The organism is Aliiroseovarius crassostreae (genome assembly GCF_025137635.1).
Taxonomy (GTDB): domain Bacteria; phylum Pseudomonadota; class Alphaproteobacteria; order Rhodobacterales; family Rhodobacteraceae; genus Aliiroseovarius; species Aliiroseovarius crassostreae.
Genome location: NZ_CP080772.1, coordinates 3,087,836 through 3,100,774 on the forward strand (window position 1 = coordinate 3,087,836; position 12,939 = coordinate 3,100,774).

The 12,939-nt window shown below is 59.9% G+C and carries 11 protein-coding genes; 4 read left to right on the plus strand and 7 right to left on the minus strand.

The window, feature by feature from the left end; all coding sequences use genetic code 11:
* Nucleotides 1-76: 76 nt before the first annotated feature.
* Both K3J57_RS14800 and K3J57_RS14805 read right to left on the minus strand, forming a co-directional pair.
* Nucleotides 77-775 carry a response regulator gene (locus K3J57_RS14800; protein WP_259773604.1) on the minus strand — a complete coding sequence of 233 codons (699 nt, stop codon included), beginning with the start codon at nucleotides 773-775 and terminating at the stop codon, nucleotides 77-79.
* Nucleotides 768-1,283: a MarR family winged helix-turn-helix transcriptional regulator gene (locus K3J57_RS14805; protein ID WP_259796513.1), complete on the minus strand. Its 516-nt coding sequence runs from the start codon at nucleotides 1,281-1,283 to the stop codon at nucleotides 768-770. The genes K3J57_RS14800 and K3J57_RS14805 overlap by 8 nt, the downstream gene beginning before the upstream one ends.
* Before the next feature lie 218 nt (nucleotides 1,284-1,501).
* Between K3J57_RS14805 and K3J57_RS14810 the strand changes: the two genes are divergently transcribed.
* From K3J57_RS14810 to K3J57_RS14820, 3 genes are all read left to right on the plus strand, one after another.
* The gene (locus tag K3J57_RS14810; protein WP_173486095.1) at nucleotides 1,502-2,368 is read left to right on the plus strand and encodes a branched-chain amino acid aminotransferase; all 867 of its coding nucleotides are present in this window, start codon (nucleotides 1,502-1,504) and stop codon (nucleotides 2,366-2,368) included.
* A 143-nt stretch (nucleotides 2,369-2,511) separates the two neighbouring features.
* A complete protein-coding gene (locus tag K3J57_RS14815; RefSeq protein WP_259773605.1) occupies nucleotides 2,512-2,937 on the plus strand; it encodes a hypothetical protein in 426 nt (141 codons plus the stop codon).
* Nucleotides 2,938-2,953: 16 nt separating this feature from the next.
* Complete coding sequence (locus tag K3J57_RS14820) at nucleotides 2,954-3,367, plus strand: hypothetical protein (protein ID WP_259778455.1); 414 nt, start codon at nucleotides 2,954-2,956, stop codon at nucleotides 3,365-3,367.
* A gap of 53 nt (nucleotides 3,368-3,420) precedes the next feature.
* Here K3J57_RS14820 and K3J57_RS14825 read toward each other — a convergent pair whose 3' ends face one another.
* From K3J57_RS14825 to mtgA, 4 genes are all read right to left on the minus strand, one after another.
* Entirely contained in the window at nucleotides 3,421-4,479 is a 1,059-nt protein-coding gene (locus K3J57_RS14825) for a cytochrome-c peroxidase (RefSeq protein WP_375542811.1), read from the minus strand.
* A gap of 85 nt (nucleotides 4,480-4,564) precedes the next feature.
* A complete protein-coding gene (queG, locus tag K3J57_RS14830; protein WP_259796515.1) occupies nucleotides 4,565-5,626 on the minus strand; it encodes a tRNA epoxyqueuosine(34) reductase QueG in 1,062 nt (353 codons plus the stop codon).
* Nucleotides 5,623-6,288, minus strand: coding sequence for an FtsZ-binding protein FzlA (gene fzlA / locus K3J57_RS14835; RefSeq protein WP_259776275.1), 666 nt, complete (start codon nucleotides 6,286-6,288; stop codon nucleotides 5,623-5,625). Before fzlA ends, queG begins: the two co-directional genes overlap by 4 nt.
* A gap of 61 nt (nucleotides 6,289-6,349) precedes the next feature.
* Complete coding sequence (gene mtgA / locus K3J57_RS14840; RefSeq protein ID WP_375542773.1) at nucleotides 6,350-7,099, minus strand: monofunctional biosynthetic peptidoglycan transglycosylase; 750 nt, start codon at nucleotides 7,097-7,099, stop codon at nucleotides 6,350-6,352.
* Between the two features lie 100 nt (nucleotides 7,100-7,199).
* Between mtgA and K3J57_RS14845 the strand changes: the two genes are divergently transcribed.
* Entirely contained in the window at nucleotides 7,200-8,120 is a 921-nt protein-coding gene (locus tag K3J57_RS14845; protein WP_259796517.1) for an ADP-ribosylglycohydrolase family protein, read from the plus strand.
* 254 nt (nucleotides 8,121-8,374) lie between these two features.
* On the opposite strand, the gene gltB is transcribed toward K3J57_RS14845, so the two are convergent.
* Nucleotides 8,375-12,913, minus strand: a complete 4,539-nt coding sequence (gene gltB / locus K3J57_RS14850; RefSeq protein ID WP_259796519.1) for a glutamate synthase large subunit — start codon at nucleotides 12,911-12,913, stop codon at nucleotides 8,375-8,377.
* Nucleotides 12,914-12,939 lie beyond the last annotated feature (26 nt).

Below are 12,939 nucleotides of genomic sequence, written 5' to 3' on the forward strand. Positions count from 1 at the left end.
CGCTTTTTTCTTGCTCTAAATACCTTGCGGGGGTCTGGGCGGGGGTCTGGGGGTGCAAAACCCCCAGCCTCTCGGGTCAGTCTGGCGCCAGCATATAGCCCGCGCCGCGCACGGTCTGAAGGTAGCGTGGCTGTTTCGGGTCCGCTTCCAGCTTGCGGCGCAAGCGGGTGATCTGCACATCCACCGCGCGTTCCTGTGCCTGCCCTTCATCCCGCCCCAGTTTCACCACCAGATCCCCACGCGAGACCGGCTCTCCCGGTTGGGCTGAAAAGATCTTCATCAACTGGTTTTCCGTGGCCGTCAGGCGGATCAGCTCTTCACCTTCCCACAGCTCGCCACGTTCGATGTCATACCGCAGCCCGCCCAGCCCAAGCGAAGTCGGTGCAACCTCCTCTGCCGCGGGCATCCGGCGCAGGATCGCGTTGATCCGCAGCAAAAGCTCTTTCGGTTCAAACGGCTTAGCCAGATAGTCGTCCGCCCCGGCCTCCAGCCCCCGGATCCGGTCGTCGGTTTCGCCCTTGGCGGTCAGCAACAGGATCGGGGTGGTCATGTCCGCGCGCAGACTGCGGGTCAGGGAAATCCCATCTTCTCCCGGCATCATCACGTCACAGACGATCAGGTCGAAATCCAGCCCGGACAGGATTTTGCGGGCGTGCTGTGCATCGCGCGCGGCGGACACCCAGAACCCGTTTCGAACCAGGAATTTGCGCAACAAAGTGCGGATCCGTTCATCGTCGTCGATGATCAGCAGGTGGGCATCCGCCAGATCAGCCATTCTGAACCTCCTTCAACCGATTAAAGTGGCGGCGCAATTCGGGATCCATCATGGCCTCCAGAACAGTCCGAAATCCCTGCACGGCCTCGGGGCCGGCTTCGCGATAGGCCGCCCGCATCCGGTCGCGCTGGGCATCAGACAATTCCCGCTCCAGCTCCTCCCCGGCTTGGGTCAGAAACAGGTGGCGTTCGCGCTTGTCCCGTGTGCCCACCCGGCTTTCCACCAACCCATCTTCGATCAGGGTTCTCAGCACGCGATTGAGCGATTGTTTGGTCACGCCAAGGATCGAAAGAAGGTTGTTTACCGTGGTGCCGGGGCTGCGGGAAATGAAATGGATCGCCCGGTGATGCGCGCGCCCATAGGTCTTTTCCTCGAGGATACGATCAGGATCTGCCGTAAACCCACGATAGGCAAAGAACATCGCCTCGATCCCTTTGCGCAGCTGTTCATCGGTGAGAAACAGCAGGGATTGCCCGCCGGGCGCGGGGGCCGGTCGACTTTCTCTCATGGCAAGATCCCTTTCTCCGCCTGTTGCGGGTTGGGGTTCACGAAATTTGTTACAGTTTTGGATTTTATGTCAGTGTTGTTGACTTTCCAAGAATCAATTGTTAGCGATGTCCAGTTTTTGCGCAATATTATGTCCGAAGCGGACTTAACCTGCGCAATAATCGAAAAACTGACAGGGGGTGGCCTGTTTGCCAGCCCCATAAGACAAAGGAACGGAACATGAGCGGATATGACGACCGCGACGGCAAAATCTGGATGGATGGCCAGCTGATCGACTGGCGCGACGCAAATGTCCACATCCTGACCCATGCACTTCACTATGCAAGCTCGGTGTTTGAGGGCGAGCGCCTTTATGACGGCAAGATCTTCCTGTCGCGCAAACATTCCGAACGGCTGTTGAAGTCCGGTGAGATGATGGACATGCCCATCCCCTACACTGTTGATGAGATCGAGGCCGCCAAACAGGCGGTGGTTGAGGCCAACAACCTCACCAATGCCTATATCCGCGTGGTGGCCTGGCGTGGCGCTGGCGAGGATATGGGTGTCAGCTCTGCCCGCAATCCGGTGCGCATGGCGGTCGCCGCCTGGGCCTGGGGGGACTATTACGGGGACGCCAAGATGAAGGGCGCCAAGCTTGATATCGCCAAGTGGAAACGCCCGAGCCCGGAAACCATCCCGACCGCAGCCAAGGCCGCGGGCCTTTACATGATCTGCACCATGTCAAAACATGCAGCCGAAGCCAAAGGCTGCTCGGACGCGCTTTTCATGGATTATCGCGGTTACGTGGCCGAAGCGACCGGCGCGAACGTGTTCTTTGTGAAAGACGGCGAAGTGCACACGCCGATCCCGGATGCCATCCTGAACGGCCTGACCCGCCAGACCGTGATCGGCATGCTGAAGGAAAAAGGCATCACCGTGCATGAACGCCACATCATGCCCGAAGAGCTGGCTGAGTTTGAACAATGCTGGCTGACCGGGTCTGCCGCCGAAGTGACCCCCGTTGGTCAGATCGGGGAGTATACGTTTGAGGTGGGCGCACTGACCCGTGAGATCGCAGAAGATTACGAAAAGCTCGTGCGCAGCTGATCGCAAGCTTATAGGTGAATGCAAGGAACCCGGCGCAGATTGCGTCGGGTTTTTTCATGCCTTCTGGGCCCTTAACCAATTTTGAACAGGATAGGGCTATCCTGCTGATCGGCTTCGGTTTGCCGGGATAAGGGCGACATGTGATGGCGATGACCAATATGGCAAAGATCAGGGTGCTGGCGGTTTTGATACTCGCCCTTGCATTGCCAACCTTTCTATCCCTGCTCTGGCACCGTCTGTCCGGGGATCCGATGATGCGGCCGCTCGGCATCACGAAAGAGGCGGTGCAGGATGAGGAGGGAGAGGGATTGATCATCTATGCGGATCTGCAACTTGATCCTGATGATCCGAGCATTCCCAATCCCGCCGCGTTCCGGAAAGCCGTGAAAGACGGGTTCTGGGCCAAGGGGTTGCAGGTCACGATCCGCCCCGGCGTATCGGAGAATGGCAGCGTAATCACCTATCGGATCGGGCCCTCCACCATTGGCCCCCTGCCTGCCGCTCAGGCGGTCAAAGGCATCAATGCTGCGGTTGCGGCCTACCGTATGAATGTCCCTGTCAAAAAATAATTGGGTCGGATTTAGAATGTATACCAAACTCCAGTATCTCTTCGCCGTGATTGCCGTCGTGGTGACGCCCACAGTGTCGATGTTGACCTATTACGCGGCAACCGGGGATCCCTCTCTGCGCCCGCTGGCGGCGTCCTTTGACAGGATGCGCTCCTACTTTGTGCGTTCGGGGGACATTGTGGTTGAGGTGTCGTGGGGGGAGTTTGCCCGTTCGGGTCTGTCGCAGGATCAGGTGAAATCCATGCTGCGCTCCGCGTTTCTGTCCAAGGGAATTGATGCCCATGTCGTTATTCGCAAGCGGCCTCGCTCGGAGCATATCCGCGTCACCTATCGTGTGGGGGCGTCCGAGTTCGGGCCGATGCGCCTGTCAGAGACCCCCCACGCAGTGCGCAGCGTGACCGCCGCCTACCGGATGGGAAAAAACTCCTGAGAAAGGGCCGGCCTTAGGGGGCCGGCCCGTCCGGGACACAAGGTCGCCGGGGCTCAGTTTGCCCCGGGCAGGATCTCGGCTGTTGGGCGTGGCGTGGCCTTGGTTTCAGCCGGCAGGACCGGGGCGACCTGTGGTGGCAAAGCGCCGGTCAGGCTGTCGAGGAAGGCCACGATCTGATCCACTTCCGTATCTGACAACTCTTCGCCCAGCTGGCTTTCCGCCATGATCTGCACGGCCACCTCCAGATCCCAGACCTTGCCGGAATGGAAATAAGGGGCCGTCAGCGCAATGTTGCGCAAGGGGGACGCGCGGAAGACATATTCGTCATCGGCTGTTTCGGTCACCGCAAAGCGCCCCTTATCCCCTTCTGGCAGCACTTCGGAGCCCGGTTTTTCGATCAGGCCGAACGGGTAGTAGCCATGGCCCCCCACATTCACGCCGGAATGGCAGGAGGAGCAGCCCTTATCCATGAACAGTTCCAACCCGGCAAGCTGGTCGCTGTTCAGGGCGGCGTCATCTCCGTTCAGCCAGGCGTCAAACGGGGCCGGGGTCAGCAAAGTGGCCTCATAGACCTCTATCGCCTTGGCCATATTGTCAAAGCTCACCCCATCCTCAAAGCTGGCATTGAAGCGATTTACGTAGTCGGGCATCGAGTTCAGTGTGGCCACCACATTGTCCGGCGTATTGGCCATCTCAACACCGGCCTGAATCGGGCCTTTGGCCTGTGCGGCAAGATCTTCTGCGCGGCCATCCCAGAACTGGGCTGCATTCAGAACCGAGTTCAGAACGGTGGGCGCATTGCGCGGGCCTTTTTGCCAGCCATGGCCGATCGAGGTTTCAAGATTGTCATCCCCTCCGGTTGCAAGATTGTGGCAGGAATAACAGCTGAACACGCCCGATGCTGAGAGGCGCGGGTCGAAATAGAGCATTTTGCCCAGCTCGACTTTTTCTTCGGTGCTGGGGTTGTCTGCAACGGCCGGAACGGTTGAGGGCAGTGGTTTGAACGTGTCCAGAGCGGTCGCGCGCAGGTCTGTCTGTGCCATTGCGGGCAGGGCCAGAACAGGCAGGGTCAGCGCGGTTGTCAGGAAAAACGGGATTGAGAAACGTGTCATGGGAACCTCCTATAATTGGAATAGTTCTAATAACAATTCTAAATCCGCTTTGATTTAGATCAATTCTAAATAGGGAAATTCCCCCTTAGTGGCTTGTTTTTGTTAACATATTCAGGGCCCACTGCGCCGCATCCCGTATGCAGGGATCCTCAGAGCCAATATGTCGTTTTGCTGAGGATTGAAGATCAGCGCGTCCGGAATTGCCAATGGCATACAGCACGTTGCGCATGAAACGCCCCCAGCCCACCCGTTTGATCGGGCTGCCGGAAAACTTGGTGCGAAACGCCGCATCATCCAGCAGTGCCAGTTCTGCAAGGTCCGGGGCCAGCAAGTCCGCCCGCGCCGCATAGCGCAGTTCCTGCGCCTCCACCGCAAACTTGTTCCACGGGCAGGCGGCCAGACAATCGTCGCACCCATAGATATGATTGCCCAGCTTGCCGCGCAGCTCTTCCGCCACCGGGCCTTTATGCTCGATGGTCAGATACGAGATGCAGCGCCGTGCATCGACCTGAAACGGGGCGGGAAACGCATCGGTCGGGCAGGCATCCAGACAGGCCCGGCAGGACCCGCAATTCTCTGTGCCCGGCGGATCGGGCGGCAGTTCCAGCGTGGTGAAAATAGCCCCCAGAAAGAACCAATTGCCCAGCTCGCGGGACAAAAGGTTTGAATGTTTTCCCTGCCACCCTAAGCCCGCCGCAGCGGCCAGGGGTTTTTCCATCACCGGGGCCGTGTCGACGAATACTTTGATTTCACAGCCGAACTGCTCCACCATCCAGCGCCCGACCCGTTTCAGTCGTTTCTTCACGATGTCATGATAGTCGCGGTTTTGCGCATAGACGGAAATGGCGCCCTTGTCGGGCATGTTCAGCACGTCACGTGGATCATGTTCCGGTGTGTAAGGTTCGGCCAGCATGATGACCGAACGCGCCTCGGGCCACAGTGCAGCGGCAGATCCGCGCCAGTGCATCCGCTCTTCCATCCACCCCATATCACCATGCCGCCCCTTGGCCACATATTGGGCCAGACGCGCCGCGGTGTCCGGTGTGGCATCAGGGCGGCAGACCCCAAAGGCGGCAAAGCCCTCATCGCGGGCCTTTGCCTCAATGCGCGCCTTCAAGTTGGCCGGATCGTCGGGGGAAGCCGTCAAAAATCCAGGTCCGCATAATGGGCCGGGGGCGGAAAGCCGGGCACCTGATCGGCGAGGATCGACCGGAAGGCAGGGCGCGATTTGATCTTGGCATACCATTCGCGCACATTGTCATTCCGGTTCCAATCCACATCCGAGATGTAGTCCAGCGCCGACAGATGCGCCGCCGCGGCAAAATCCGCCAGCGTCATGCTGTTGCCTGCCAACCAGCGGCGCTGATCCAGCAGCCAGCCCAGATAATCCAGATGGTATTTGATCGCCTTTGCGCCCGCTTTCACCCGCGCACTTTCCGGATAACCCGATCCCGTCACCTTCTTGTTCACCCGTTCGTAAAGCAGGTTCGACGTCACCTCGTTGTGGAACTTGTCGTCAAACCAGCTGACCAGGCGGCGCACCTCGTAACGGCCATCCACATCAGATGGCATCAGGGGAGGTGTCGGATGCAGCTCTTCAAGATATTCGCAGATCGCGGCACTTTCGGTCAGGATCTTGCCGTCGATTTTCAAAACCGGCACCTTGCCTGCGGGGTTGCGGCGCAGGAAGTCGGTGGACTTCTCCCAATACTTCTCTTCTACCAGTTCGACCTCAAGTTTCTTTTCCGCCAGCGACAGGCGCACTTTGCGGCAAAACGGGGACAGGGGGACGTGGAAAAGTCGGATCATGTTGGGTCGTGTTCCAGTGGCAAGGGGGTTTTCCCCGTTCTGCCCGCTTTGGCGCGGGGGATCAATCCTCGAAACATTCCGCCCGCCCATCCCGGCGGATCGTGGCAGCCCCATCCACGATACGGGCTGCTCGTTTGCGAAGCGCGGTTGAGGGTCTTGCGGCGGAACGTTTCTTTGGATTGGGCAGGACTGCCGCCAGACGGGCTGCTTGCGTGGCCGTCAACTGATCGGGACCGACACCAAAATAGTGGCGGCTTGCGGCCTCCACGCCAAAAACACCTTCATCGAATTCGACCACGTTCAGATAGACCTCAAGAATGCGCCGTTTGGTCCAGACCAGCTCTACCAAAGGTGTCAGCACCGCCTCCAGCACCTTGCGTGGCCATGATCGCCCCTGCCACAGATAGGTATTTTTCACCACCTGTTGCGAGATTGTCGAGGCCCCGCGGTTGCCGCCGTCGCCAATCGCCGCCCGGATGGCGCGCATGTCAAACCCCCAATGGGCGCAATAATTCGCATCTTCCGCTGCCACGACCGAGCGCGCCATGACCGGGGCAATCTCGTCCATCGACACCCATTGCTGGTCCAGCCATCCCAGCCGCATCTTTTCCGAAATCATGTAGGGGGTCGTGGGTGGGTTCAGAATGGCGTAACTGCCCACAGCCAGCGCAATCACCGCAAGGACACCCAGGGCCACACGCCGCCCCCACCGACGCGCAAAGCGGATCGGGTGAAAGCCGGGCGTTTCCTTGGCCTTGCCTGTTTTGCCCTTTTTGCCGGGCGCGCGTTGTTTTGTCTTGCTCTTTGCCACGCTGAATTTTCCCACAGCAGGGCGGGGGGGTCAACTTGTTGTGACCGACTGGAAAAAGCATGGCATCAGGCGCACACTATTTCCAACCGGAGGACGCGCCATGACCCAGACGAAACTGATTTCCGCCACGCTGTTCGGAGCCCTTACCGCAGATGCCGCCGCAATGGGGGTGCACTGGATTTATGATGTCGCGCGGCTGGAAGAGATCGCCGCAGCCCATGATGACGTGGCCTTTCTCTCGCCCGACCCCGATCACTATGAAAATGTGCCTTCGTTCTTTGCCCATGAGGGGAAAGAGGCCGGGACCCTTTCACATTACGGTGCGGCGTTTGCAGGGCTGATGCACTATCTGTTGCAGACAGAAACCCCCAGCGCCGAAACCTATGCAGATGCTTTTGCCAGAGCGTTTGGACCTGGCGGGACGTTTTCTGGCTATATTGATCGTCCCACGCGGGAGGCTCTTGGAAATATCGCCTCCGGGGTGCAGCCCCCAGGTGGTGCTGATGACCAGCTGCCCGCCCTCGTGCCCGCCATTGTCATGGCCCATATGGGCGCGGCGCGCTGGCTGCCGCTGCAACAGGTCACGCATGATAATCTGCTGGCCAGAGATGCCGGTATTCTGGTGGCCGGGATCTTGCGAGAGGTGCAGGCCGGAGGGGACTTACACCATGTGCTTTCTGAGGCCGCCACACATGCCCCCGACCCTTTCGGCGCCCCGCTTCGACAGGCCCTGACCACTGATGTCTATGACAGTGTCGCTTATGGCGAAGTCACCGGCCGCGCCTGCGCCCTGATACAGGGCCTGCCGCTGGCCTTTCATATTCTGCACCAGGCAGAAGATTTTGCCGATGCCATTCGACGGAATATTCTGGCAGGCGGCGACAGTTGCGGCCGCGCCCTTGTGATTGGGGCGGTGATGGGCGCCGCCCATGGGGTGGAGCATATCCCGTTGGACTGGGCCTTGCGGCTTGAAAATGGCCATGATCTTTGGCGCCTCAGCAAAACCCTTGCCTCGTGTTAAACTTCCGGGAGGATGCAAGGCAGGGGGGATGGTTCAGGCCGCCCCGCGCTTCTCATTTTCTGGTCGAAAATATCTTGGGGTGAGGCCGTCAGGCCGAGGGGCAAAGCCCCTGCTTTGTTTCCCTCTTGCCACGGCCCCCACATCTTTCCCCCCGTGGTCCATGCGCGGAGCAAAAAAGCAAAACGCCCGCGGCTTGCGCGGGCGTCTCAGATCTGTTGTCGTGATCCGACAATAAGTCGAAACGCTTTAAAGATTTACTCTGCCGGAACAGCTTCGCTTTCCAGCGACAGCGGTGCCGGGATCTTGTCGAGCATTTCTTTCGGGCAAACTTGCAGGAAGTTGCCTTTTTCAAAATCCCAGTGACGCAGGATCTCGGTGCCCTTGGCCGATCCGGTCTCGGCGACGTGGCGTTCGACCAGAGATTTCAGTTCAGCTTCCCAGTGATCCACGGTGACCGGGCAGGTGACCAGGCTTTCCATGTTCATCAGGTCGCCAGACTTGCCCTCGGGATCATAGAGATACGCCATGCCACCGGTCATCCCCGCGCCGAAGTTCGAACCGATCGAGCCGAGGATCACCGCGATGCCGCCGGTCATGTATTCACAACCGTTTGACCCGCAGCCTTCGATCACCACCTTGGCGCCCGAGTTGCGCACGGCGAAACGCTCACCCGCGCGACCCGCCGCAAAGAGATACCCATCGGTCGCGCCGTAAAGCACCGTGTTGCCGATGATCGTGTTCTCAGCCGCCACCAATGGGCTGGCCATCGGCGGGCGCACCACAACGGTGCCACCAGACAGACCCTTGCCCACATAGTCGTTGGCATCCCCCGACACTTCAATCTTCAGGCCGGGTGCTGCAAAGGCCCCCAGCGCCTGACCGGCCGATCCCGTCAGCTTCACCGTCAGGTGATCGGGCTGCAAGTTGTTGCGCATGCCGAACTTCTGCACGATATGCGACGAGGTGCGGGTGCCGACGGTGCGGTGGGTGTTCTGCACCGCATAGCTCAGCTGCATCTTCTCGCCATCTTCCAGGAAGCGGGCCGCGTCGCGCACGATTTCAGCGTCCAGCGTGTCTGGCACCGCGTTGCGCGGACGGTCCCGGTCATAGGAAATCCGGTCTGCTCCATCCACGGTCAGAAGCAGCGGGTTCAGGTCGAGGTCGTCAAGGTGCGCGGACCCGCGCGACACCTGGCTGAGCAGGTCGGCACGACCGATCACCTCATCCAGCGAACGCGCCCCGATCGAGGCGAGGATCTCGCGCACTTCCTGTGCGTAGAAGGTGATCAGGTTCACCACCTTGTCGGCCGAGCCGGAGAATTTGGCGCGCAGGTCGTCATCCTGGGTGCAGACGCCCACCGGGCAGGTGTTCGACTGGCACTGGCGCACCATGATACAGCCCATCGCAATCAGGGCTGCGGTGCCGATGCCATATTCCTCGGCGCCCATCATTGCCGCCATGACAATGTCACGTCCGGTGCGCAGGCCCCCATCGGTGCGCAGCGTGACCCGGTCGCGCAGGTTGTTCATCGCAAGCACCTGATGCGCTTCGGTCAGGCCCATTTCCCACGGCAGACCGGCGAATTTGATCGAGGTCGCAGGCGAGGCCCCGGTGCCACCATTGTGGCCGGAAATCAGGATGATATCGGCTTCGGCCTTGGCCACGCCGGCAGCAATCGTGCCAACACCGCTTGATGCCACCAGTTTCACCGTCACCTTACAGCGCGGGTTGATCTGCTTGAGGTCGTAAATGAGCTGCGCCAGATCCTCGATCGAGTAGATATCGTGGTGCGGCGGCGGCGAAATCAGCGTCACGCCTTTGGTCGAATGGCGCAGTTTGGCAATCAGGTCGGTCACCTTCATGCCGGGCAGCTGGCCACCTTCGCCGGGTTTTGCACCCTGCGCCACTTTGATCTCAAGCTCTTCACAATGCAGCAGGTATTCGGCGGTCACACCAAAACGGCCTGATGCCACCTGTTTGATCTTGGCGGAGGCGTTGTCGCCATTGGGTTCCGGGGTGAAATCCTCGGGGCTTTCGCCGCCTTCACCCGAATCCGACTTGGCGCCGATGCGGTTCATGGCAATCGACAGGGTGCGGTGTGCTTCGGGGCTAAGCGCGCCCAGCGACATGCCGGGGGTGACGAAACGTTTGCGGATCGCGGTGATGCTTTCCACTTCTTCGATCGGCACCGGATTGCCCAGCGGCTTGATTGCCAAGAGGTCACGCAGGTGGATCGGCGGCATGGATTGCAGGCGTTTTGAATACTGCTGCCACATCGCATAGGACGCGCGGTCGCAGGCATTTTGCAGAAGGTGCATCGACTGGGCTTCCCAGGCGTGGGTCTCGCCCGATTTGCGGGCTTTGTAAAACCCGCCAACCGGCAGAACCATGTTGCCCGTGCCAAAGCCCGCGGCATGCACTTCTTCGAGCTTTTTCTGAATGCCTGAGATCCCGATACCCGAGATCCGGCTGATCATGCCGGGGAAATATTCGGCCACCATGGCGCGCGAGAGGCCAACGGCCTCGAAATTCAAACCGCCACGGTAGGAGGAAATCACCGAGATCCCCATTTTCGCCATGATCTTCAACAGACCCTGGTCGATCGCATTGCGATAGCGGCTCACCGCTTCGGTCAGCGAACAGTCCAGCAATCCGCGTTCAATACGGTCCGCAAGGCTGTCTTCGGCCAGATAGGCGTTGACCGTGGTGGCACCGGAGCCCACCAGAACCGCAAAGTAATGCGGATCAAGGCATTCGGCGGACCGCACGTTGAGTGAGGTGAAGGTGCGCAGACCTTTGCGCACCAGCCAGCTGTGCACCGCCGAGGTGGCAAGGATCATCGGCATCGCGATACGGTCTTCGCCCTGTGCCTGATCGGTCAGCACCAGATGCCCGGCGCCAGACTGGATTGCCTCTTCGGCCTTGGCGCGGATCTCGCTCAGTGCGGTTTGCAATGCGCCATTGCCGCCCCCGGCGGGGAAGGTGCAGTCGATCTCGACCATCGGGGCTTCAAAAGCCTTGGTCATGGCAATGAACTGCTCATTGCCGACAAACGGGCTTTCCAGGCTGATGATCTCGGTCTGGCCACCGTTTTCATCCAGCACGTTCTTGAGGTTGCCGAACCGGGTCTTCAGCGACATCACGCGGAATTCGCGCAAGCTGTCGATCGGCGGGTTGGTCACCTGGCTGAAATTCTGACGGAAGAAATGCGACAGCGGGCGGTATTGGGTCGACAGAACCGCAGAGGGGGTGTCGTCCCCCATCGAGGCCAGCGCCTCTTTGCCGTCCTCGGCCATCGGCGCCAGGATCTGTTCCAGCTCTTCCAGCGTGTACCCGGCGGCCACCTGACGGCGGCGCAGCTCATCGCCGGAAAACAGCGGTTTTTCCTCGATACCGGCTAGATTCTCTTCCAGGTCGTGGATCTTGCCGACCCAGTCGCCAAAGGGTTGGGCGGCGGCCAGCTTGTCCTTGATTTCCGTGTCGTGGTAGAGCTTGCCCTCTTTCATATCGACAGCAAGCAACTGCCCCGGACCAAGCGCGCCTTTTTCCACAACGGTGGCTTCATCGGTGGGCACCATGCCCGCCTCGGAGCCCGCGATCAGCAGCCCGTCCCCGGTCACCACGTAACGCATCGGGCGCAACCCGTTGCGGTCAAGACCGGCGCAGACCCAGCGACCATCGGTCATGGCAAGGGCGGCGGGGCCATCCCAGGGTTCCATCACCGAGTTGCAGTAGGAATACATGTCTTTCCACGCATCCGGCAGGTCAATCGCCTGTTTTGACCAGCTTTCCGGCACCAGCATGGTTTTTGCCATCGGGGCGGAGCGGCCTGCGCGCACCAGCACTTCGAACACCGCGTCAAGGGCAGCGGAGTCAGAAGATCCGCCGGGCACAATCGGTTTGATGTCTTCGGCCAGATCCCCGAAGGCCGAAGAGGCCATGCGGATCTCGTGCGATTTCATCCAGTTCAGGTTGCCCTTGAGCGTATTGATCTCGCCGTTATGGGCGAGCATGCGGAAAGGCTGCGCCAGCCACCATTGCGGGAAGGTGTTGGTCGAATAACGCTGGTGATAGATGGCGAAAGACGATTTGAAACGCTCGTCCATCAGGTCCGGATAGAACACGGCCACCTGTTCGGCCAGCATCATGCCTTTGTAGATGATCGAACGGCAGGACAGGGACGCGATATAAAGCCCGGAAATATGCGCGTTGGCTGCGGCTTTCTCGATCCGGCGGCGGATCACGTAAAGCTCACGCTCAAAGGTTTCCTCATCCACACCTTTCGAATTCGAGATCATGATCTGTTCGATCTCGGGGCGGGTGGCGTTGGCCTTGTCGCCAAGACAGGTGATGTCGACGGGCACGTGGCGCCAGCCATAGATGTAATAGCCCATCCGCAGAATTTCGGTTTCCACGATGGTCCGGCAGGCTTCCTGAGCGCCGAAATCGGTGCGTGGCAGGAACACCTGACCCACGGCCATCAGCTGGTTGGGGCGCGGCTCGTGTCCGGTGCGTTTGATCTGGTCGTAAAAGAACGGAACCGGGATCTGCACGTGAATACCGGCGCCATCCCCGGTCTTGCCGTCCGCGTCCACCGCACCGCGGTGCCAGATCGCTTTCAGGGCGTTGATGCCGGCCTCAACCACCTGGCGCGAGGGTTTGCCATTGGTGGACACCACAAGACCAACCCCACAGGAGCTGTGCTCGTCCTCTTCGCGATAGAGGCTGTGTTCCGACATATAGGCGCGTTTCGCTTCTTCGTGGCGGGCCCAGTTTTCATCATATTTCGTCATGTTCTGTCTCCTCATGGGGCGTGGGC